The organism is Vibrio sp. YMD68, from assembly GCF_029958905.1.
Lineage (GTDB): Bacteria > Pseudomonadota > Gammaproteobacteria > Enterobacterales > Vibrionaceae > Vibrio.
Window position 1 is genome coordinate 2,005,054 of sequence record NZ_CP124614.1, and the last position, 23,306, is coordinate 2,028,359.

Consider the following 23,306-nt stretch of genomic DNA (forward strand, 5'->3'; position numbering starts at 1 on the left):
CTCGACCTATTCAGAATTAACATCATAATTTTGAAACCATCATTACGATTTCTATAATCGAAAATACCAATAACAGTTATAGTTTTAACCGTCTTTTCTCTGTACCCGCCCCCCCCTATTCTGTCTCTAAAGATGAATATCTACCTCATCAATCACGCAAGTTATTTTTCAATCATGACAATATGCTAGATGTATAGAACATTGTCGACTCGCCCCACGAATGATAAAGGATTAGACACATGAGCAAAAAATTAACCACAGCAGCAGGTTGCCCAGTTGCACATAACCAAAACACTATGACCGCTGGCCCACGTGGTCCTCAACTTCTTCAGGATGTCTGGTTTTTAGAGAAACTGGCTCATTTTGATCGCGAAGTTATTCCAGAAAGACGTATGCATGCAAAAGGGTCTGGCGCCTACGGTAAGTTCACCGTAACCAAGGACATTTCAAAGTACAGCCGCGCTAAGATCTTTTCTGAAGTAGGCAAAGAAACCGAGTTGTTTGCTCGTTTCACAACAGTAGCTGGCGAACGCGGTGCGGCAGATGCCGAGCGTGATATTCGCGGATTCGCATTAAAGTTCTACACCGAAGAAGGTAACTGGGACTTAGTGGGTAACAACACGCCGGTCTTCTTCCTACGTGATCCTCTTAAATTCCCAGATCTAAACCACGCGGTTAAACGTGACCCTCGCACTAACATGCGCAGTGCCACCAACAACTGGGATTTCTGGACATCACTGCCTGAAGCATTCCACCAAGTTACGATTGTCATGAGTGATCGCGGTATTCCTGCAACTTACCGTCACATGCACGGCTTTGGTAGCCACACATTCAGCTTTATCAATGCGGACAATGAACGTTACTGGGTGAAGTTCCACTTTAAATCTCAGCAAGGCATTAAAAATCTAACCGATCAGGAAGCGCAAGAGATCTGCGGTAAAGACCGTGAAAGCCATCACCGCGACCTATACGACAGCATCGAAAACAAAGATTTCCCTAAATGGACAATGTACGTTCAGGTGATGCCAGAGCTCGAAGCTGACCAAGTGAACTTTAACCCATTTGATTTAACGCGTGTATGGTCTCAAAAAGATTACCCATTGATTGAGGTGGGCGAATTTGAACTTAACCGCAACCCAGAAAACTTCTTCGCCGAAGTAGAACAGGCGGCGTTCAACCCTGCCTCTATCGTTCCTGGGATTGGATTCTCTCCAGACAAGATGCTACAAGGTCGCTTATTCTCTTATGGTGATGCACAGCGCTATCGCTTAGGAGTGAATCATCATCAGATCCCAGTGAACGCACCACGCTGCCCTGTTCACAGCTATCACCGTGATGGCGCAATGCGTGTTGATGGAAACTTTGGTTCAACCATCGGATATGAGCCAAACCATAAGCAAGAGTGGCAAGAACAACCTGATTACTCAGAGCCGCCTTTGAAAATTTCTGGCGATGCCGATCACTACGATCAAGGGCAAACAGAAAACGATTATTTCACTCAAGCCGGTGATCTTTTCCGCTTAATGAATGATGATCAGCGTCAAGCGCTCTTCGACAACACAGCTCGATCGTTAGAAGGTGTGCCTGAGTTTATTCAACAGCGCCACGTTGACCATGCGTTCCAAGCAGACAACGCTTATGGCGAAGGTTTAAAAGCTGCACTAGGCTTATAGTCATAATCAAAAATGTAAATCACGAATAACATTGCGAGGCGGTTGACGCCTCGCTCATTCAATAAACGTCAATAGAAGGTGTATTATGAAAAATCTATCATTCTTCAAGCTATTCGACACATCAGAACTGTTCCTATTTTACTGATATCGAGTTTCAAGGTTTTGAGACGCTAAGCTAAAGACTTTTTAATATGAGCTTCAATAGCCTGAGGCTTGGTCGTTGGCGCGAAACGCTTGATAGGTTGCCCATCTTTGCCTATCAAGAATTTAGTGAAATTCCACTTGATGCGGTTGCCCAGTACACCAGGAAGCTGTTTTCTTAAATAAACGAAAAGTGGATGGCTGTTCTTACCATTCACATCCACCTTTTCACTCATGGTAAAACTGACTCCATAATTGATCAGGCAGCCCCCTTCTATTTCCCTCTCGCTTCCCGGCTCTTGTTCCCCGAATTGATTGCAAGGGCAACCAATGATCACTAAGCCTTGGTCTGAGTATTGCTCATGTAACGCTTGTAAACCTTCATACTGAGGTGTTAGTCCACATTGGCTCGCGGTGTTCACAATCAACACAACCTTACCTTCTAGCTCACTCAGGTTGAGTTCTTGTCCTTGCAGTGTGTTTATCGACTGCTTATAAAACTCACTCATTTTTGACTCCATTTTAGATAGCCACTCATTAATTCGATAGAAATAAGCTCAACTGAGCCAGGGGCCTAACGACTAAGGTTTGCCAGTAATTCTTCACAATCACGTTTCAACCTCATCAGGGCGTCAGCGTTCATTTTTGCCATGCACATCATTTCTTCTGGAATACTCTTTGCTTGTTCTTTCAGAGCGTTGCCTTGCTCTGTCACGGTAACAATCCGTACCCTTTCATCTTCAGCGCTGCGTGTTCGTGTCACATATCCCTTTGTCTCTAGACGTTTCACCAGCGGAGTTAATGTGCCGGAGTCGAGATGCATTTTTTTACCCAGTTGCTTAATGTTGATGGATTGATCTTCCCAAAGCACCATCATGACAATGTATTGTAAGTACGTTAAATCTAACGCTTTCAACATAGGCTGATACGCACGTCCCATAGCATTCGATGCGCTATAAAGTGCAAAACAAACCTGATTATCCAATCTTAGATTACCTTCAGAGCAAGGTTCGCCCATAACAGTCACCACTCAAAACTTTAATTGCACACAATATACTTGCGCACGTTATTTTTTTCAATTAGTATTATTTCAAATTAAGTTGCTTGCAATTTAATGGGTATAAAACTCTCGGTGAACGGAATTGAGCTGTAGCTTTATTGCTCGCGAGCTCCCGAATAAATCCGAATAGCTCCCAAGCTGAGATGTTCTCTATAGAGGCGAAGCGAAGATAGCCATACTGATACTGTCAGAGGCTATCTTTCACTTTGCCGAACAGAGAACGGCGAATGGCGGACATCTTTGTCGGCCATCACTTCTCTAAATATGGAAATCGACCTCTCTAAATCTAGAAATCTAACTCACCTTTCTGAGGTACTGAACTTTTGCGAGGTTAGCACTAAACAGTCGCTCTATGAGAATACTGGCGGGTTGCGGATTAGTCATAAAGTAGCCTTGCCCAATAAGACACCCAAAATCTTGCAGATCTTCTTGTTGCTTGCTCGTTTCAACTCCTTCAGCAACCACATCTAAGCCAAGCTCTCTTCCTAGATTTAGAATATTTTTGAGTAACACCATTGATTTGGCGCTTTCTCTGTAATCCGCCACAAAACTTCGGTCAATTTTGAGTGTTTGAAAGTCGAATTCTTTCAAGTAGGAGAGTGATGAAAATCCAGTGCCAAAATCATCCAAAGCCAAACGAACGCCAAGTTGCTTTAACTCCTTGAAGATGACTTTCGCTTGTTCTGCGTTTTCAATCAGCACACTCTCTGTGATTTCTAATTCTAAACTTGTTGTGTCAACGCCAGAATCGATAACAATGCGCTTTAACTGCTCAAAGAACGCCTGATTTTTGAGGCTTTTTGCAGAAACATTAATCGCCATCGTCCCCGTATCAATCTCCCTCGCCTGCCACTCTTTTTGTTGCTCAATTGACTTGGACAACACCATCAAATCTAGCTCTCGAATCAATCCTGTCGATTCAGCAATGGGAATAAATGCATCTGGGCAAATCATGCCTTTTGTCGGGTGAAACCACCGTAGAAGGGCTTCAACACCCACAATCTTGCCGCTTCTCAGTTCCCATTTCGGCAAATAATAAAGTGTAAATTGGTCTCGCTTAATGGCGGTTTTTAGATCGCGTTCGATTTCTATTCTCGACATCGAAATGCGATTAAGCTCTTCAGAGTAGAACTGAAAGTTGTTCTTTCCCAAAGACTTAGCGTGATACATCGCGTTGTCAGCGTAACGCATCAAAGAATCACTGTTCATACTGTCATCAGGATATATCGCAATACCGATGCTGGCTGAAATGGATGCGCAAACATCATTAATTTGAAAAGGGCGTTGCAGCGCCTTATTCAGGCTTTTGGCTATTTTACCGGCCGCATTGGTGGCTTTTTGCACATCATTGAGATGTTCAAGAACGACAACAAATTCGTCTCCGCTGATTCTTGCGGCAGTATCGGAGTCTCGAATGCAGTGGTTGATGCGCGTTGCGACACTTTTTAGAAGTTTGTCACCAATGTCGTGACCATATTGATCGTTGACGGTTTTGAAATGATCTAAATCGATGAACAGCACAGCAAACGTATTCTTTAATCGTGACGCTCTCGAAACAGACTTTTCCAAGCTCTCTAGAAACATCACCCGATTTGGCAATTTCGTCAGAGAGTCATAATGTGCTTGGTTATGCAGTTGTTCATTTTTGGCCGCGATAGATTCATTCGCTTTACTTAAGGATTCAACCCAAACGGTTCTGTTCTCTTCAAATTTATTAAGCACTCGGTACAAGTACGCAACACTAGCAATGGAGACCATGATCAACATAATGCTGATGTACTGGTATCTTTGGATTCCCTCTTCTAGGTGCATTTTCACGGCTCTTTGGACATCATCCGCTTCTTGAATGAAGTCTAGGAACATTTCATCTGACCGGATATCAATGGCCGAACCTGCACTTGAGATATCTTTATTTTGATGCCTTAGTAACGCTTCATTTCTAAACTTGACGAGTGTGTCTCGCATTGAAACCAAGATGATTCGCAGAGCGGAATCTTGAATGGGCTTAAAGTCACCCTGTATGCTGCTCCCACCTTCTAGCAAAGCTAATGTATGCCAGTCTGCAAGGTCGAGGTAATACCACACCTCTTGCACCGACTGAGTGGCATCCCCAGACATAACCTCTTCGAACCAAAGGTGCGCCAGTGTGCCGTTAATTTTGATTTCCTGAGAGGCTTCAATCAGCGGGGCTTTCTCTGTCAACAATTTGTTCGCTTGCGCAAACAGTAACGTTGTTAAGGAAATAATAATTCCTGCCAAAGTAACCGTGAGTAAAAATAACCTCTTTGCCTTCATTCCGCGTCCCTAACTTGAGCAACCGAGCATTCCAATTCTCAGTTGAAACTGGTTCTGACCTAATATCACCCGATTTAACTCTTCCAAATCGTTGCGGTGAGATAGATAAACCAATTTATCTATATGATTGTTAAAACATTGATGAGGATTATCAGATCGTAATATTAAATTAATATTAAAATGGCAACATTATCAGTAGCAGCAATCTCACGGAGTGAATTTTGGCTAAAAATATGACAGCAAAGAAAACACCCAAACCATTGATTGTAATATTAGTTACTTGTCTATTTTGCTCATATTCTCAAGCAAAAAACCTCATCAAGGTGGACGGTTCAAGTACGGTCTTTCCTATCACTAATGCCATAGCAAAAGAGTTTATGGCGACTGAAAATGGTAAAACTCAAATCGCGATTGGTATCAATGGAACTGGCGGTGGATTTAACAAATTCTGTCGAGGTGACATCGATATATCGAATGCTTCAAGGCCAATCAAAGCAAAGGAAATGAACATTTGTGAACAAAACGGCATTGAGTTTATTGAGCTGCCCGTCGCGCTTGACGCCATTACTGTCGTCGTCAGTAAACACAACACGTGGGCTCACTCGATGACCGTTGAAGAGCTCAAAACCGCTTGGAGCCCTGAATCAGAAGGGGTAGTTCAACGCTGGAGTGACTTAAACAGCCTCTACCCCGATCGACCAATCGAACTTCATGGGCCAGGCGCTCATTCCGGCACTTACGATTACTTTGTCAACGCAGTATTAGGTGAAAAAACGAGCAGAAAGGATTACCGACCAAACGAAGATGACAACGTTTTGGCGCAAAACGTTGCCACTGACATAAACGCTATGGCTTTTTTTGGGCTCGCTTATTATTTGGAGCATAAAGACACGTTAAAAGCCGTGGCCATTGGCTGGCAAGGAAGAGAAGCCGTTCTTCCAAATGCTTCTAATGCCGCAAGCGGTTTGTATCAGCCACTCTCTAGACCTTTGTTTATTTACGTCAATACTCAGTCTATGAAGAATAGAGCCTTCGTTAGACGGTTTGTAAACCTGTATCTAAACAAACACAGCACACCTGACGTTGTTAAACAGGCAGGCTATGTGCCACTCCCAAGTCATGCTTATGATTCAGCATTAGCCACGTTCAATGGGAAGTAAATTCTCTATAACGAACACACGCAACCCGTTCAATGCCTAATCAACATTGCTCAGTTTGAATTCTGTTGGTAAAGCGATCGACCACGACAGGTTGGTTATGGTGACAAATGCCTTCAAGTTTTATTCTGGTCTTCAGAGAGCAACCCGTAAGCGGAAATCATTTGCAAACAATCACCAATTTGATGCATCTCCCCCCCTTATTTCTCAATGAACACTTTTTGCCACTTTTATTATCGATTTCGATTAATATAATAATACTCTGTTATCAATCTCTGAGGTTAGCCATGCTTAATCCACTTTGGCTGAACACGTTTAAAACCCTTGTCGATATTGGCCACTTCACCCAAACCGCTGAAAAGCTGTACATGACTCAGCCAGGTGTCAGCCAACATATCAAAAAGCTTGAGTCAGCATGTAAACATTCGTTAATTAAGCGAGAAGGAAAAAGCTTTGAGCTGACAGAACAAGGAAGAATGGTGTATCAATACGCACTCACATTAGCCAATAATGAGGCGATGCTGGTTGAAAGCCTGAGCTTTGATAATCCATTTTCAGGTCAATGTAAAATTGCGTGTTCGGGTTCGCTGGCGTTGCGTCTATACCCCGAACTCATCACATTACAGCAGACGCACTCCGACTTGAGTATTCACCTTGAAGCCGCACCAAATCACAAGATCCTGAATGATTTACAAACGGGAGCAATCGACCTAGGCATCGTAACTCATATTCCCACGGGCAATCTTTTCCAAAGTAAAATCATTGGTAACGAGACGTTATGTTTAGTTGTACCTCGGTCATTCGACAATGAAAGAATAACCGCAGAAAAACTGATTGAATGTGGGCTCATCAGCCACCCTGATGCTAATCACTACTTATCACTCTACTTTGATTTATGTGGCGATAAAGAGCTAGAGAACCTTAATCTGGATGACATTCCACATTCCGGCCATATCAACCAACTTAGCCAGATTCTGCTTCCGGTAGCTAAAGGCATTGGATTTACGGTTATCCCTCAAGGCGCAATCGACAGTTTTTCAGAAAAAGAACAGCTGCATATTGTTTCGACCCAGTCCCCAGTCAATGAAACGTTATACATGGTACAAAAACGTCACAGAAACCTGCCCGCTCGTTATGAGACGATCGCCGACTTACTTGATCAAACGCTTTCATCAAACACTTTCAGCAAACCGAGATAGAGGATCTTAAAGAAAAGGCAGGGGATAAATAAGTGGTTAAGCCGTGCATGCTCTTAATTTAGCGAAGTGCACGGGATACTTCTGGCGTATGTGTCGCTGCTCTCTAACCATATCTTTAAAGCTAGGGCCTTTGGACAATAAAATAATCACTTCGTTTTTGTCTAGGCGCAGTACTTCGCCTTCAATTCTGATTTCACTGTCATCATGCAGATTTAAAACACCTGATAGATCTAACCCGTGGTGCACTGCCAATGGGTCATCAATCACAAAACGAATGCCTTTCTCAGACACTTCACTCACATGAAAAAGACGCTCATGAATTCTTATGATCGGCCTCGCTCGTTTTGGGTATTTTAGCCGATAATACTGGCGCTTTTGCTCTGGATTTTCACTCATATGACAACCACTCCATTCTACTTCTTATCCCTAATTATGTGAGTAATACATCCACATATGAATCAATCTATCTATTATTCTTATACTAAGGTTTCGACCTATTATCGTCTAACTTTAGCATAACGGGACCCGACTATCCAAAATACACCGACGAGTTGGCATCACCACTTCCTATCGCTATCTAGTGAATCTGTTAGTTCCACCGCTTCTAGAGTTAACATCTGTACTGTTTTATTTTTGCGAAGAGAATGACTTTCTCAATGGTTGTCCACTCTATTACTTTTTGATTCTACAACTGTTTTTTTCGATCCTTTTAAAAGCACGAAAAAAGTCTCAGAATTAGGGCGAAATCGGTTTGACGCTCATGTGATTAACTTCTAAATTTTGTTATTAAGTCTATTAACTAGGAGGTCATTGAGGATGAAAAGAGCAAGCACTGCATATCGATTACAACTCATAAAAGAGGTCGCGACACGAAAGCAACGTGAACTTTCCAACGACGTAATGGCTAACTATATTCAGCACCTACTGAACGATAGCTCCCACAAGGAAGAATGTGTCGAAAGGAATCACCGATTTAGCGGCAGTCATTTTGATGAAAGTGCCGGGGGGTGGGTTAGTGATACCTGGGGGCTAAAATAAGTGGGATCCTATTACGCCGCCTGGATGTTATAAACAAGCTTCTACAAACAAGAGCTTGGAAATAAGTTATTGTAAATAATGGTGTGCGGCGTTACTTCTCTTCTGTCATTCTTTCTTTCCTGAAAACACCAAGTATTCCGATTAAAACAGATCTTGCTGAGGGTCACTGGCTTCAATATCCGGTGATTGATCATGTTTTCCTTGCGACATTTTTCGTCGGTACCGTTGTCGACACAATTTTATAACATGAAGCTGCTGTGCCGTTGTCATCGATAACCAGTTAAAACGCTCCTCGCGATTTCGCATGCAGCCTTGGCAATACCCTTTTTCATCAGTGAGACAGACTCTTACACAAGGGCTTGGTACAGTAAAGAATTCTAATTGTTCCAAATTAACCCCTTAAATCTCGATAATTCAATATGTTAGTTAATGATTATTAAGAGCGTGTTTTAAATTAGCAAAACTGTGACGTAGAGTAAACTATGACTTAGTTCTGACAAAAACACTGTTTTATTAACTATACTTTTTTGCATTCTTAGACCGAATAGCACATTGCTTGGTCATATTTCAGTTCGGAGTTTTATATTATGAAGCTTAGTTTAAAAACGCTCGTTGTTGCTATTTCTGTTCCAGTATTGTTGGCTGCCTGTACAAATGTCAGCGAGGAAGGACAAGTCATCACTCCTAAAGATCTACAGCACCACAACTGGGAACTTGTCCAAATCGATGGGCAAGACATAGTTAAAGATAACGACCATCGACCTGTGCGCCTAGAAGTTGGGGAGAACATGACGGCTAACGGACACGCTGGCTGCAACAATTTCTTTGGACAAGCTGAACTAAACGAAAACCAGTTCCGTATTGAAAAAATGGGCATGACAATGAAAATGTGTGATGACGTATCAATGAACACTGAAATGGTTATGTCTCAAGTGCTTACGGACTGGAGCAATATGACGCTAACAAAAGACAGCCTAGTACTTGAAAATGATGCACATACGTTAACGTTCACACTACGCGACTGGGTAAACTAGACCCGACTTATATACTTAAATGTATTCGCTCAAACAAAAGAACGGTTCGCCGTTCTTTTTTCGTGTTAGAAGCCGACTTAGTAACGCTTTCGCTTCGCACGTTAGCGCTTTTCACGAACTTTAAAAAAACCCATCACTGATTGTAATTGTTGTGCCTGCGTACTCATTTCATTTGACGTGGAAGAAAGCTGAACTGAGCTTGAAGCATTCTGTTCAGTAATGACCGTGAGTTGTTTCATGGCATCGTTGATCTGCTCGATCCCTGCTGATTGCTCATCGGAAGCGTGATTGATTTCTTGAACTAAACCGGATGTTTTGTTGATCGAAGGGACAATTTGCTCCAACAACCGTCCTGCTGTTTCAGCCAAAATAACACTGTCAGAGGCAACGTCTCCGATTTCTTGGGCTGCTCTTTGGCTCCGTTCAGCTAACTTTCTCACTTCTGCTGCCACGACCGAAAACCCTTTACCATGCTCCCCCGCTCTGGCGGCTTCAATCGTTGCGTTCAATGCCAGTAGATTCGTTTGGTAAGCGATATCATCGATGATGCTTATTCTATCCGCTATTTTTTTCATCGCGATTACCGTTTGCTCAACCGCGACTTTACCCTCTTGCGCTTCAAAGGTCGCTTTAGAGGCCATATCATCCGTTACCTTAGCATTTTGAGTGTTCAATTTAATCAAAGCGGTCATGTCTTCCATTGAGTCTCTCGTTTGCTCAACACTGGAAGCCTGAGTCACAGAAGAGCGGCTCATCGAGTATGCTGTTGCGCTGACCTTTTCTGATGCACTGGCTAAGCTGTTTGATGTACTTCTTACTTCACCAATAATGCCTGAGAGTTGTTGTACCATATGCTTCATCGCTTTGAGCAATTGTCCTGTCTCATCTTCGCTGTCAATTGAGATGTTTGACGTTAAATCCCCTTTAGCGAGTCGATTGGCAATCAATACGGCTTTTCGAACAGGAACCGTAATAATTTTCGTAATAATGATGGCAAGAATAGCGCCCAAAAACACCGCGATGAAGCTGATTGCGATAACAAATGCTTTCGATTGATCATTTGAGGTCTGTAACCGAGGGCCTAGCAAATCTTGCCTCTCTTTAATGGCGAGTTTGAAACCTTCTATGAGTTTGGCGGATTGTTCTCCTACCAAATCTAGCTTTTCACTCTTTAATCGATTTCGTTCCTCAATAACCGAAACAAGCTCATTGAAGGCGGTTATATATTGCCCATTGAGTACCGTTGCCTTGTCAATGATGGCACGATGCCTTGGGTTATTGGTTTGATGTGTTATTTGACCGAATGTGCGTAAATAGTGTTTGAATTCATTTTGCACCCGAACGACATCTTTTGAGTCATTACCATTGAGGAATTGACTCACATACAGCCTAGCCAACAGCAGATGGCGCATTGATTGCGAAACATCGTAGGCCTCATCCATATTACCGTCTTCTTTACTGCCAACGAGTAATGCCGTGATGTGTGTTTCTATCTCTGGGCCAAGTTTGTTCAGCGTTTCATGCACTAAAACATGTCGACGCTCAATTTTCTCGATAATTTGATTAAAGGTGACGTCATAAGTCTGTAAATGCTTTTCTACACGCTCAAAAATGGCCTTGTCTTCTTTGGTTAAAGCTTCATTCTGAGCTTCGACCATTAAACCGGTTAATGTATCAAAACGAGTTTGCTGCTCATCTAAAAACAGCTCATCTGAACTATCAATGTATTTTAACGCCGCTAAACGTACACTTAATAAATTAGCTTGTACTCGGCCTGCGTTATTGGTGTTTCTAGCCAGTGAACGATAATCTGCGAATCCCGATGAAGCGGTTTGAAGCGCATTAAAAGCAAGATATGCCGTGATCATCAGAAGCAGCAAGACTGATGCAAAACCAAGCCCTAGCCGCATTCCAATTTTCATATTTCTAAACATTAAAACCACCCCACGGAGAGCAGAACTCAATCCTCATTAACCTTATGTCCTTTTAGAGCAGCGACTACAAGGGAAATCCCTCAGTTTTAAAAAGAATACCTGAATGACAGGTGTTCATTGACAAAACGGGCTGATTTCACTCTCTATTCAATACCTATGTACTACAACAATATTAGAACGATCCTAGGCAATTGCATGGTTTAAAGAGGTTTAAAGTCAATGTTGGCGACAAAAGACGCGGCCATTACAGAACAAAATGCCGGGTTCTTGTCGGCACTTGGCCACACTTTTCATTTAATTCTATCTTTACTGTAATCTTTTTTGCTCTTTACGGGTCTCTAGAAACATCGCTTACACACCCTAATTCATTAACTGGGCTGTTCTGGATACATTTACGACAATCATTAAGTAAATAGTATTGATAAATGAATGAGATAGATTAGTATTTCTAGTTAATGGAACATAAAAACTTCACTGGTATTATTTAACATGGATAAGGTTATGAAGACGCTACTTAGTACGATGTTACTAACGACGGCCACATTGGCAACTCAAGCTCTGGCAACAGATTGGACAACGATTGAATCCCAAGCAAAAGGGCAAACGGTCTATTTCCATGCCTGGGGTGGAAGTCAAGAGATCAACCGCTATATTCAATGGGCGGGATCAGAGCTTGCCGAACAATATGACGTTACACTGAAACACGTTAAAGTGACCGATATTGCTGAAACAACAACGCGACTGATTGCGGAAAAAGCCGCAGGGAAAAACGAAGGCGGCAGTGTCGATATTGTTTGGATCAATGGAGAGAACTTCAAATCCATGAAAGACAACCAACTTCTATTTGGTCCTTTCACGCAATCACTGCCAAATTGGCAATATGTCGATAAGTCACTCCCTGTTGACGTGGATTTTTCGGAGCCAACTCTTGGATTGGAAGCCCCTTGGGGTGTCGGTCAGTTGGTCTTTATTCATGACAGCAAAACATTAAACAACCCACCTAAATCCTTTGCTGAGATGCTCAATTACGCAAAAGCATTCCCTAATAAGGTCAGTTATCCTCGCCCCCCTGAATTCCACGGGACAAGCTTTCTTAAAGCACTGCTCATCGAGTTGACCGATAATGATCCTGCGCTAGCCAAACCGGTTTCCGAGAGTGATTTTAATGCCGTCACAGAATCTCTCTGGTCTTATCTCAACGAATTACACACTGTCGCTTGGCGTGGAGGAAAACAATTTCCAGCGGGCACAACGGAAACCATTCAATTGTTGGATGACGGCCAACTGGATTTAGCGATCAGCTTCAACCCGAATTCCGTCTTTTCTTCTCAAGCTAGCGGTAAACTCGCGATGTCGACGAAAGCCTATGCCATGGACGCCGGAGCCCTGTCTAATATTCATTTCCTAGCGATCCCATGGAACTCGAATGCGAATGCTGGTGCGCAAGTTGCGATTAACTTTTTACTGAGCCCTGAAGCTCAATCGAGAAAAGGGGATTTGTCAGTATGGGGCGATCCATCTGTATTGAGCAGCCAGTACCTAACAGGAAGCGCAAAAAACACCCAGCAGTTTAAGTCCGTCTCTGAACCTCACCCTAGTTGGCAAGCCGCTCTTGAAAAAGCTTGGCTTGAACGCTACGGAAACTGATTCTAGATGTTGAGAGCGCTGTACCCTTTCATTATCCTGATCTGTTTTATTCCGACTATCCCTGGGGTAGTCGGTGTGATCGCTTCTTCTTTTAGCTATATACCGCCGATCAACATGCACACTCTCTCTTTTCTTGGGTTTCAGTGGGTATTTGAATGGCAAGGTGTCTGGCAGTCCATTGGGCTCTCTTTGTTTTCAGCACTGGCCAGTAGCTATCTTGCTGCATTGCTTTCTTTTGCAATCTTATTGTCTTGTTGGGGAAAGCCGTTTTGGAATAAGATTGAGTTAGCACTCTCACCGCTGCTCGCGCTTCCCCACGTTGCTTTTGCGATTGGCTTTGCTTTTCTTTTCGCTCCGACAGGCCTAATTTCCCGAGTACTCTTCAATTCTGTTGGCTATGACGTGAATCAGCAAACGGTCAATGATCTTCCTTTGTTGGTGAACGACCCGTATGCCATTGGTCTTGTGGTTATGCTTGCTCTAAAAGAAATTCCTTTCTTGTTATTGATGAGCATGTCGATACTCAAACAAATGAATGTCGACCAATTAGAAAAGGTGACCGCTTCGTTGGGGTATAACCGCGCTCAAACATGGTGGAAATGCATTTTTCCCCAGTGGATTAGGAAAATGCGCTTTCCTTTACTGGCGGTGCTTGCTTACAGTCTATCGGTTGTTGATATTGCTCTGATCATTGGCCCGACTAACCCACCGACATTTGCGGTACTGGTTTGGCAATGGTTTAGTGACCCAGACTTAACGTTACTCCCCCGCGCAGCCGCTGGCGCCATGGTTTTGTTTCTATTAGCGTCATTATTAATGGGGTTTGCTCGCTTATTTGAATGGGTATTCATTCATGGGCTACGAGGTTGGCAGTTCTCAGGGCGGTATGGACAATCGTTAGGCGGAAAACCTGTATTGGTCGCGGTATTCGCCTTATCGATGTTAATCATCCCTTTAACGGTCGTGTGGAGCTTCGCTCAGCGATGGCGATTCCCGGATTTACTGCCTAGCAACTTTACGACTCGTTATTGGCAATATGAATGGTTTGGCCTTTTAGGCAATATTCTACAAAGCCTGACGCTCGCGCTTGCCTGTGCTTCGATGGCTTTAATGCTTGCCGTGATTGCTCACGAGTATCGCCTGAAACATCGTTGGGCACTGTCGGACTACCTCATCGCCATTCCAATGTTGATTCCACAACTGTCTATTTTATTTGGCATCCAGATCATCACCTTGTATATCAATCAAAGCAGTTACTTCCTTTGGACTCTTTGGTCTCATGTGTTTTTCGCCTTTCCTTTTGTCTATTTGTCTCTCGATGGCGCTTGGCGCAGCTATAATAGTAACTTAACGAAATCGGCTTTAAGCCTTGGAAAACACCCTATTAGTGTTTGGTGGAAAATAAAAATGCCCCTTCTCTTTCCCAGTCTGATTTTTGCTTGGGCGATTGGTGCCAGTGTCAGTTTGGCTCAATATCTACCTACATTAATGCTAGGAGCAGGTCGAATTACCACGGTTACCACGGAAGCGGTTGCTCTTTCGAGCGGTTTTGACCGACGAGTCACTGCAATTTATGCGCTATGGCAAATGCTGTTGCCCTTACTCTTTTTCTCTGCTGCAATTCTATTAAGTCGATTTAGCGTTCGCTCTCGTAAACTCTCTAATAAAGGTCTATTACCGAATGAGTCTTTGTCTCAAAAACCTTTCCATCATTAAAAAGAATGGCGAACCTCTATTTTCGTCTATCACTATGACTATCCATAATGGCGAGATCCTTACTCTCATGGGCCCTAGTGGTTGTGGAAAATCGACCCTGTTAGATCTTGTTGCGGGCCATCTTTCAAATGAATTTACTTATGATGGCCAGGTAACCCTTAACGGGAAAGATCTGTCTCAGCTTGAGGCACATAAACGTGACGTGGGCATTCTGTTTCAAGATGATTTGTTGTTTCCGCATCTCTGTGTTTGGGAAAACCTGGCTTTTGCTTTACCTAATCACATAAAAGGCGCAGCCCGAAAGAAGCAGGCATTGGAAGCCCTTGAAGCCATTTCCCTGACTCAATTGGCCAACGCACTACCAGATCAAATATCTGGCGGCCAACGCGCTCGTATTAGCCTAACTCGCATGTTATTGGCTAAACCCAAACTCGCGTTGCTCGATGAACCATTCAGTAAGCTCGATAAAGAGTTGCGAGGTCAATTTCGAGACTGGGTCATTAGTGAACTCAGCAACGCCAACATACCAACATTGATGGTTACGCACGACAAAGAAGACGTGCCACCAAACAGTAAGGTGTATAGCTGGCCTTGGGAGACGCATCATGCTTGATAGTCTTAGCATCAAAATCATTCGATGGCCGTTAGCAACCGCAGCAAAAGGACTAAATCGCGTCGGCATTACTGCCAATCAGACAACTTTATTCGGATTTTTCATTGGTTGCCTAGCTCTGCCCGCTTTGGCTCTAGAGCAATATCACCTGGCTTTGTTTCTGATTGTTATTAACCGCGTTTGTGATGGACTTGATGGCGCACTCGCACGGATTCAGGGGATAAGCGATGCAGGCGGGTTTCTCGACATCAGTTTAGATTTCATTTTCTACTCGCTTATCCCATTTGGGTTCATCTTAGCCAACCCTGATCAAAACGCGATTGCCGGAGCTTTTTTAATTTTTTCGTTCATCGGGACGGGAACAAGTTTCTTAGCCTTTGCTGTGATGGCGGGCAAGCGAGGAATTGAAAACCCAGTGTATAAACATAAATCGCTGTATTACATGAGCGGGTTGACTGAAGGGACAGAAACCATCGCGTGTTTCATTACCTTCTGTTTGTTCCCAATGCACTTCGCTCTCATCGCTTATATTTATTCAGCTGCGTGTTGGTTTACGACCGCCAACCGTATCTACTCGGGGTTCCATACTCTGAATGAAACCAAATAAAAAAGTAGCGCTAAAGAGCGCTACTTTTTTATGCATCATACGTGCTACCAACGCCATGATTTAACTGAACACAAGCGCTTTTAGACACGCTTCAGGGTCTGTATCAATAAACTCTGGAGGGTTGTCCAATCGATACTGAAATGAAAGGCTTGGCGCTTCTTCTTTCATGCTATCAACAAGGAATTCACTGTTCACAACAGGCGAATTAACGCACGCAAGAACTTCACCACCTTCCGTTAAAAGATCAGGCAGTCGGCGTAAGATTTTCTTGTAATCCTTAGTTAAGGCGAAGCTGCCTTTTTGAAACGAAGGCGGGTCAATGATGATTAAATCATACTGTCCCATCTTCTTGATCTTTCCCCAAGACTTGAAGATGTCATAGCCAAGGTAGTTGACTGACCGCGCGTCATGCTCATTCAATCGGTGATTTTCACGCCCCTTGCTCAGTGATGATTTCGACATATCGACGTTCACCACTTTGGTCGCGCCACCTTCTATTGCCACAACGGAAAAACCACAGGTGTAAGCAAACAGATTAAGCACATTTTTTTTCTCAGATCGTTCTTTTACCCATTCACGACCTAAGCGCATGTCTAAGAATAAACCAAAGTTCTGGTTTCGGCCGATGTCCAATTGATACTTTAACCCACTTTCTGTCACGACAGGCCTAGACTCTAACTCGCCAACTAAAACTTCAGAAGGCGCACCGTCGGTATATCGATGTTGAACAACGATGCAAGAACCAGACTTCTCTAGCCAGGGCGACGTTTGGGTAAACGCTAACAAACCATTTTTTAGGCTCATTAGGAACGCGTCATCCACCGACTTAAACAAGCTAACGATCATCTGACCTTGTAGCCAGTCACAGGTCATCTGTTCAAGTCCTTGCCAGTTGTGTCCTCTACCATGAAAAAGGCGACGCAATTCATTCGGCGCTTGTGCGAGTTCAGATTCGATATGTTCAAAAAAAATCGGTAGTTGTGAAACCTGCATATTCTTCTCTATCAATATTTAATTATTAGTTAAGTTATTTTTTGTCTTATTTTGGCTTAGGGCTATTTTTAAGCTTTGGCCAAGCCAACAAGTCGGGCTTTAGCCATGTTGCAATGCCTTCACTCACAATTGGCTCATGCCACTTCTCACCTAACGTAGAATACTCTCTGGGATCGCAAACAAACTGAAACTCTAGCGCCTTATATGTGAAGTTAAGAGCAAAGGCATGGAGGTAGCCACGATCTGCTTGACTACTGGCATTGTAAATCGAATCACCAACAATACTAGAGCCAACAGAATTAAGAGCGACACGTATCTGATGAGTTTTGCCTGTATGAGGTTTACATAAGAATAGGCGCTCACCAGGCTCACCAGGCAGGGACATAAACTGTGTAATTGCTGGGTTATTTTGAGACTTAGTCAATTTCCAGCTTGATCGACGAGAGCGTTCCATATCCCCAATAATAAGACCCTGTTTCTTCTTGGGTTTTTTACTGCTAATTGCGAGATAAAACTTCGCGACCTCTCGGTTAGCAAAGGCTTTGGAGAGTGAGCTAGCGCTTTCTTTGTTTCGCCCTAATAGCAGAATCCCTGATGTCATCTTGTCCAGTCGGTGTACTAAATACAACTGATCATCGCCACTTTGGCGTCCAACTTCTTGAAGAAGCATGGTATCACCATCGTCTTTGTGGACAGACACATTTGGGTGTTTGTTGATAACAAGAAAATCTGTATGGGTATAAAGTATATCGAACATCAGGCTAGCTCCATTTTCGAGTTGGAGTATACCCAGTATCACGTAGGATGCCAGTGGTAGTTGACGTTCCACCTCTGTCTATCCCATATGCACTGCTAAAAAACAAAAAGCGAGAAACAAATCAATGCTTCTCGCTTTTCAATTCAATAAAGCCAGCGATAAAGCTGGCTCTATGGAAAACTTACAACTTCTTAGAAATGAAGCCAGATACTACGATAACGCCTAAGCCAATCAGCATGATTGCACCTTTACCGCTATCAAAGCCTGCCTTGATACCTGCGATAGCAACAATCGCTACAGCAAAAGGAATCACGTACTTCACTAGGTTGTACCAAAGACCGAATAGAGGGAATTTGACCGTACCGTCGTTAGTGATTTCTTTTTCTAGATCTTCACGGTTAAGTCTCCAACCCGCAAAGATACATATCAGCATACCGCCAACCGCTAGGAAGATTTTATCTGTTAGTAGGTCAAATACATCGAACGCACCTGTACCAAACAGTTGAGGACCTAAGCCACCTAGAGAAATTGAAGAGAACACACACAACACAGCCATTACTGTCGCTGCAAGCCCTACGGCTGAAGAACGCTTCAAACCTTTCTCATCGATTAAGTACGATACAACCACTTCAAGTAGAGATACTGAAGATGTTAGAGCTGCAACACTTAGACCAACGAAGAACATCAGTGCGAACATCAAGCCAACTGCGCCCATTTCAGCAAATAGCTGAGGAACAACAACGAACACTAGACCTGGGCCAGCTGCTGGTGCCATACCAAATGCGAACATTGCAGGGAACATTGCAACACCAGCAAGGATAGCAACACTGGTATCCATCGCCGTAACCATAGCGGTCGTTTGAACTAGGTTCTCTTTCTTCTTCAGGTAGCTACCGTATGTGATCATACAACCCATACCTAGGCTTAGAGAGAAAAACGCTTGCCCTAGAGCAGCCAACACTACGCTACTGTCTACCTTTGAAAAGTCTGGTTTGAATAGGAACTCTAGACCCGCGCTTGCGCCCGGTAGCATCATTCCCTTAACAGAAACGATAATTAGGATGATGAATAGCATAGGCATTAAAATTTTGCCTGCTTTTTCGATACCACCAGAAATACCGCGAGCAACGATAGCGATGTTTAGAAGTAGGTAAAGACCCATCCACATCAACGGCTCAATTGGGTTTGAGATAAACGCACCAAAGCTATCACCGATCGCTTCAGGGGCACTCAATAGACCCGTTGACAGTTTGTAGATGTAAGCAATTGCCCAACCACCAACAACTGGGTAGAAACCCATGATCAATAGACCACTGAAAACACCAATTACGCCGACGAACGACCAACGTCTGTCTGTCGATTTAAAAGCACCTACCGCTGAAACACCGGTCTTACGACCAACGGCAAATTCCGTTAGCATGACGCTGAAACCGATAAAGATCACAAACAGAAGGTAAATTAAAACAAACGCACCGCCGCCGCTTTCACCTGCTGTATACGGAAATTTCCAAATATTACCTAGGCCTACGGCTGAACCTGCCGCTGCCATTACGAATCCAAGTTTCGACCCCCAGGTATCACGGGGTGCTGTGGTTGTATTAGTCGCCACGTTATCTCCAAATCTTTAGTTGTGTTTGTCTTATTTGGCGTCCAAAAGGTTGAGTGTAAAGTTAGCGTGTAAACTAAAATATACAACCTACAAAGGTTATGTGACGCTCATGCCTAGCAAGTAAACCAGTTTGCGATTAAAATTGGAACCCCACAAAGTATAAATTACGGCCTACAATCCCAATTTGCAGTTTATCTGTTGCATTTTTAGCCAGCCATATTCCTCTAATTCTATTTATCACTAAAATTTAACAATATTATACTGTTACTAATTTCATATTAGTGCATTTACACGTTTCTATATTATTAGATTCCCATTACTATCAAACTTCTCTCATTCAATGTTGTGTGTATATGGATAAGTTTTATCACTTTCTTACGCTAGCAAGTATTGGCATTTACTGGTTTCTAGTCGCTGGTGTTACTTTACGAATTGTCCTGAAAAGGCGGGCTGTTAGTGTTTCGCTAGCTTGGCTTATGATCATTTACATTGTTCCTGTTGTCGGCGTAGCTTGCTATTTTCTTTTCGGCGAGCTCAATTTAGGCCGTAAACGTGCGGAACGAACCAAAGAGATGTTTACCCCCTTTCAGCATTGGTTTCGTCAATTGAATCACTGCCAAGCGCACCTTCCAGAGTCACTCGATGGGCACATCTCCAAAATTGACGAGCTGTGCAATAACCGTATGAGCATACCTGCCCTTGTCGGCAATTCTTTGTCTTTACAAAACTCACCTGACGAGATTCTTCATTCGATTATTGAAGATGTAGAAAAAGCGCAACATAGCATCAGTATGGTTTTCTATATCTGGCACCCAGGCGGTCTGGCTGATTCGGTTGCAAGTGCCCTTATTCAAGCCGCTAAGCGAGGGGTTAAAGTTAAACTGCTGCTCGATTCTGCTGGAAGCCCACGCTTTTTCAAAAGCCCTTGGTGCCGGATGATGAAAGATTCAGGTATTCAAGTGGTTCAAGCTTTAGAAGTCAGCCCATGGCGAATGTTTCTACGCCGTCTTGATCTTCGCCAGCACCGCAAGATTATTGTCATCGATGATACTATTGCGTACACAGGTTCAATGAATCTTGTCGATCCCGCTTTTTTCAAACAAAGCGCCGATGTCGGGCAATGGATTGATATCATGATTCGCATTACTGGCCCGACGGTTAACGTTTTATCCGCGATTCATAGCTGGGACTGGGAAGTTGAAACAGGCCAACGTCACTTACCCAAACAGCCGGAATGCACAATTCAGCCCAATGAACAACAAAACCCCGTTCAAGTGGTTCCTTCAGGCCCTGGTATGCCAGAACACTTGATCATGCAAGTTCTCGCTTTAGCCATGCATCAGGCGAATCATTCGGTCAAAATTACTACCCCTTACTTTGTTCCTAGTAACGATTTACTTGAGACCATAAAATTAACCGCTCAGCGTGGTGTTTCCGTTGATATCATCATCCCTCATAAAAATGATTCAATCATGGTTAAGTGGGCATCGCGTGCCTTTTATGGCGATCTGCTCGACGCGGGGGTGAACATTCATGAGTTTCATGGGGGGTTGCTGCACACCAAATCGGTCGTTATTGATGACCATTTCTGCCTTGTCGGAACCGTCAATATGGATATGCGCAGTTTGTGGCTCAATTTTGAAGTGACCTTAGCCGTGCAAGATCCAGCGTTTACTAAAGAAATGTCGTGGCTTCAACAGCAATATATTGAGCAGTCGTATCCTGTTGACCAAGAAAAGTGGCAAGAACGCCCACTTCACCATAGATTCTTAGAACGAGCCTTCTTTTTATTCAATCCGCTTCTTTAAAAGCGCTTTAGGGGTTGAAACCAATAGCAACTCCATGCTTTAAATAGCGTTATCAAAATTCGTAGACAAGGAACTGATATGTCAAAGGGGAAACAGACCCAGCTCATCACCGCTGGGCGAGATAAGAAATGGACCAATGGTGTGGTTAACCCTCCGGTACAACGTGCATCAACCATCGTATTTGATACCGTTGCTGAAAAAAATGCGGCAACATTGAACAGAGCGAATAAAACGCTTTTCTACGGACGCCGAGGAACAAATACACACTTTGCGTTCCAAGATGCAATGACAAAACTAGAAGGTGGTGCGGGATGCGCACTTTATCCTTGTGGAACCGCCGCAATATCAAACGCCATTTTATCGTTTGTTGAAACTGGCGATCACATTTTGATGGTCGACACTTGCTACGAACCGACTCGTGATTTTTGTAATACTATTATGAAAAAAATGGGCGTTGAAACCACCTACTACAACCCACTTATCGGTGAAGGTATTCGCGATCTTATTCAGCCAAATACCAAGATATTGTTTACCGAGTCCCCAGGTTCTGTAACGATGGAAATTCAAGATATACCCACGTTATCGCGCATTGCACACAAGCACGATATCATCGTTATGCTCGATAATACTTGGGCAGCGGGTGTTAACTTCTCGCCGTTTGAATACGGTGTCGATATTTCCATACAAGCGGCGACTAAATACATCGTTGGGCATTCCGATGTCATGTTAGGGACCGCAGTCGCGAATGAAAAGCACTGGCCTCAACTTAGAGAGCAAAGTTATTTGATGGGCCAATGCGTGTCACCGGACGACGCTTACTTGGCACTACGAGGGATACGGACACTGGATGTTCGTTTGCGACAGCACGCTGAAAATAGCTTGACCATCGCCAAATGGTTAGAAAGTCACCCTGACGTCGATCATGTCCGTCATCCGGCGCTTGCTTCCTGCCCTGGCCATGAGTTCTTTGAAAGAGATTTCACTGGCGGTAACGGCCTGTTCTCTTTTGTTCTAAAAGAGTCTCACCCTAAGGCAACCACAGAACTGCTCGATGGAATGCGTCATTTCAGCATGGGATATTCATGGGGTGGGTTTGAAAGCCTGATTTTAGCGAACGAACCTAGAAGCTTTAACAGTTTACGTACCGTTGCGAACCCAAACTTTGAAGGGACTTTGATTCGTATTCATGTGGGCCTTGAAAACGTAGATGATTTGATTGACGATCTAAAATCTGGCCTCGAGCGCTACAAGCAAGCAGTGGCGTCAGCTCAATAATCTAAACTTTGCTCCACTTGCAAGCTTTGATCCACTTGCAAGCTCTGAGCTGCGGAATCGAAGAATGTGCCTTTCGACTCGTTAATTCAGTCGAAAGGCTAAAATTGCCAATGTCTGTGTTTCTTCCTCATCCTATATCGCCTGTTGTTTACCACTTGTTGTCTTTCAGTGATGGCTAACGCTGATATTGGGGGCAATCAATAAGATGATCGTTGACCATTCCCATCGCTTGCATAAATGCATAACAGATCGTTTCGCCAACAAATTTAAAACCATTCTTTTTTAGAAATTTGCTCATGGCTGTCGATTCTGCGGTGAAAGCGGGCACTTGATCCACGGATGTCCACCCATTGACTCGTGGCTGACCTTCTACAAACTGCCAAAGTGCGTTTGATAATGAGCCATATTCCTGCTGCAGTTTCATTGTGGCGCGTGCATTATTGTAAACCGATGCTATTTTTCCTTTATGTCTCACGACGTCATAGCTTTCAATAATCCTTGCTACATTCGATTCGTCTAGCTCGGCAAGTTTTTGTATGTCGTAGTTTAGAAAAGCAGAACGATAGCCTTCCCTCTTTTTCAAAATGGTGATCCAACTCAACCCGGCTTGTGCACCTTCCAGCGTAATAAACTCAAAAAGAACGCGATCGTCATACACAGGGCGTCCCCATTCTTCATCATGGTACGCCTTTTCCAAAGGATGGTTCAGTGCCCAAGCACACGTTTCATTTGCCATTACTCTTTCTCCTT

21 protein-coding genes are annotated in these 23,306 nt (G+C 43.5%); 11 read left to right on the forward strand and 10 right to left on the reverse strand.

The genetic code is table 11. From position 1 onward, the window contains the following. Positions 1 to 239 precede the first annotated feature (239 nt). On the forward strand, positions 240 to 1,673 hold the full coding sequence (locus QF117_RS15060; protein ID WP_282386544.1) for a catalase: 1,434 nt from the start codon (positions 240 to 242) through the stop codon (positions 1,671 to 1,673). A 170-nt stretch (positions 1,674 to 1,843) separates the two neighbouring features. Here the strand turns inward: QF117_RS15060 and QF117_RS15065 are convergent, their stop codons facing one another. The 3 genes from QF117_RS15065 to QF117_RS15075 all read right to left on the reverse strand — a co-directional run bounded on the left by QF117_RS15065 (position 1,844) and on the right by QF117_RS15075 (position 5,169). Beyond that, on the reverse strand, positions 1,844 to 2,323 hold the full coding sequence (locus tag QF117_RS15065) for a glutathione peroxidase (RefSeq protein ID WP_282386545.1): 480 nt from the start codon (positions 2,321 to 2,323) through the stop codon (positions 1,844 to 1,846). A gap of 65 nt (positions 2,324 to 2,388) precedes the next feature. Next, the gene (locus QF117_RS15070) at positions 2,389 to 2,832 is read right to left on the reverse strand and encodes a MarR family transcriptional regulator (protein ID WP_282386546.1); all 444 of its coding nucleotides are present in this window, start codon (positions 2,830 to 2,832) and stop codon (positions 2,389 to 2,391) included. A gap of 336 nt (positions 2,833 to 3,168) precedes the next feature. Continuing rightward, positions 3,169 to 5,169 (reverse strand): EAL domain-containing protein, encoded by a 2,001-nt coding sequence (locus tag QF117_RS15075; protein WP_282386547.1) that lies wholly within the window; start codon positions 5,167 to 5,169, stop codon positions 3,169 to 3,171. A gap of 221 nt (positions 5,170 to 5,390) precedes the next feature. On the opposite strand from QF117_RS15075, the gene QF117_RS15080 reads away from it, so the two are divergent. After that, on the forward strand, positions 5,391 to 6,329 hold the full coding sequence (locus tag QF117_RS15080; protein WP_282386549.1) for a PstS family phosphate ABC transporter substrate-binding protein: 939 nt from the start codon (positions 5,391 to 5,393) through the stop codon (positions 6,327 to 6,329). Between the two features lie 284 nt (positions 6,330 to 6,613). Further along, positions 6,614 to 7,525, forward strand: a complete 912-nt coding sequence (locus QF117_RS15085; RefSeq protein ID WP_282386550.1) for a LysR family transcriptional regulator — start codon at positions 6,614 to 6,616, stop codon at positions 7,523 to 7,525. Positions 7,526 to 7,561: 36 nt separating this feature from the next. Here QF117_RS15085 and QF117_RS15090 read toward each other — a convergent pair whose 3' ends face one another. Then, complete coding sequence (locus QF117_RS15090) at positions 7,562 to 7,921, reverse strand: PilZ domain-containing protein (protein WP_282386551.1); 360 nt, start codon at positions 7,919 to 7,921, stop codon at positions 7,562 to 7,564. A 420-nt stretch (positions 7,922 to 8,341) separates the two neighbouring features. Here QF117_RS15090 and QF117_RS15095 point away from each other — a divergent pair, with 420 nt between their 5' ends. After that, on the forward strand, positions 8,342 to 8,563 hold the full coding sequence (locus QF117_RS15095) for a hypothetical protein (protein WP_282386552.1): 222 nt from the start codon (positions 8,342 to 8,344) through the stop codon (positions 8,561 to 8,563). Between the two features lie 141 nt (positions 8,564 to 8,704). Here the strand turns inward: QF117_RS15095 and QF117_RS15100 are convergent, their stop codons facing one another. Beyond that, the gene (locus tag QF117_RS15100) at positions 8,705 to 8,953 is read right to left on the reverse strand and encodes a DUF1289 domain-containing protein (protein WP_017034585.1); all 249 of its coding nucleotides are present in this window, start codon (positions 8,951 to 8,953) and stop codon (positions 8,705 to 8,707) included. Between the two features lie 197 nt (positions 8,954 to 9,150). On the opposite strand from QF117_RS15100, the gene QF117_RS15105 reads away from it, so the two are divergent. Further along, positions 9,151 to 9,597 (forward strand): META domain-containing protein, encoded by a 447-nt coding sequence (locus tag QF117_RS15105; RefSeq protein WP_282386553.1) that lies wholly within the window; start codon positions 9,151 to 9,153, stop codon positions 9,595 to 9,597. A 101-nt stretch (positions 9,598 to 9,698) separates the two neighbouring features. Here QF117_RS15105 and QF117_RS15110 read toward each other — a convergent pair whose 3' ends face one another. Beyond that, a complete protein-coding gene (locus QF117_RS15110) occupies positions 9,699 to 11,531 on the reverse strand; it encodes a methyl-accepting chemotaxis protein (RefSeq protein WP_282386555.1) in 1,833 nt (610 codons plus the stop codon). Between the two features lie 489 nt (positions 11,532 to 12,020). Here QF117_RS15110 and QF117_RS15115 point away from each other — a divergent pair, with 489 nt between their 5' ends. The 4 genes from QF117_RS15115 to QF117_RS15130 are packed head-to-tail and all read left to right on the forward strand — an operon-like array spanning position 12,021 to position 16,114. Continuing rightward, positions 12,021 to 13,178, forward strand: coding sequence for an ABC transporter substrate-binding protein (locus QF117_RS15115; protein WP_282386557.1), 1,158 nt, complete (start codon positions 12,021 to 12,023; stop codon positions 13,176 to 13,178). Between the two features lie 6 nt (positions 13,179 to 13,184). After that, the gene (locus tag QF117_RS15120; RefSeq protein ID WP_282386558.1) at positions 13,185 to 14,894 is read left to right on the forward strand and encodes a thiamine ABC transporter permease; all 1,710 of its coding nucleotides are present in this window, start codon (positions 13,185 to 13,187) and stop codon (positions 14,892 to 14,894) included. Beyond that, a complete protein-coding gene (locus QF117_RS15125; RefSeq protein ID WP_282386560.1) occupies positions 14,860 to 15,507 on the forward strand; it encodes an ATP-binding cassette domain-containing protein in 648 nt (215 codons plus the stop codon). Before QF117_RS15120 ends, QF117_RS15125 begins: the two co-directional genes overlap by 35 nt. Beyond that, entirely contained in the window at positions 15,500 to 16,114 is a 615-nt protein-coding gene (locus QF117_RS15130) for a CDP-alcohol phosphatidyltransferase family protein (protein ID WP_282386562.1), read from the forward strand. The genes QF117_RS15125 and QF117_RS15130 overlap by 8 nt, the downstream gene beginning before the upstream one ends. Before the next feature lie 60 nt (positions 16,115 to 16,174). On the opposite strand, the gene QF117_RS15135 is transcribed toward QF117_RS15130, so the two are convergent. The 3 genes from QF117_RS15135 to QF117_RS15145 form a co-directional block, all read right to left on the reverse strand. Beyond that, the gene (locus QF117_RS15135) at positions 16,175 to 17,107 is read right to left on the reverse strand and encodes a class I SAM-dependent methyltransferase (RefSeq protein ID WP_282386563.1); all 933 of its coding nucleotides are present in this window, start codon (positions 17,105 to 17,107) and stop codon (positions 16,175 to 16,177) included. A 46-nt stretch (positions 17,108 to 17,153) separates the two neighbouring features. Next, the gene (locus QF117_RS15140; protein ID WP_282386564.1) at positions 17,154 to 17,864 is read right to left on the reverse strand and encodes a TIGR01621 family pseudouridine synthase; all 711 of its coding nucleotides are present in this window, start codon (positions 17,862 to 17,864) and stop codon (positions 17,154 to 17,156) included. Positions 17,865 to 18,045: 181 nt separating this feature from the next. Then, entirely contained in the window at positions 18,046 to 19,473 is a 1,428-nt protein-coding gene (locus tag QF117_RS15145) for a sodium-dependent transporter (RefSeq protein ID WP_282386566.1), read from the reverse strand. 353 nt (positions 19,474 to 19,826) lie between these two features. Here QF117_RS15145 and cls point away from each other — a divergent pair, with 353 nt between their 5' ends. Both cls and QF117_RS15155 read left to right on the forward strand, forming a co-directional pair. Continuing rightward, positions 19,827 to 21,281 (forward strand): cardiolipin synthase, encoded by a 1,455-nt coding sequence (gene cls, locus QF117_RS15150; RefSeq protein WP_282386567.1) that lies wholly within the window; start codon positions 19,827 to 19,829, stop codon positions 21,279 to 21,281. Between the two features lie 78 nt (positions 21,282 to 21,359). Beyond that, complete coding sequence (locus QF117_RS15155; protein ID WP_282386568.1) at positions 21,360 to 22,556, forward strand: cystathionine beta-lyase; 1,197 nt, start codon at positions 21,360 to 21,362, stop codon at positions 22,554 to 22,556. Positions 22,557 to 22,731: 175 nt separating this feature from the next. On the opposite strand, the gene QF117_RS15160 is transcribed toward QF117_RS15155, so the two are convergent. Further along, positions 22,732 to 23,292, reverse strand: a complete 561-nt coding sequence (locus tag QF117_RS15160; protein ID WP_282386569.1) for a DNA-3-methyladenine glycosylase I — start codon at positions 23,290 to 23,292, stop codon at positions 22,732 to 22,734. Positions 23,293 to 23,306 lie beyond the last annotated feature (14 nt).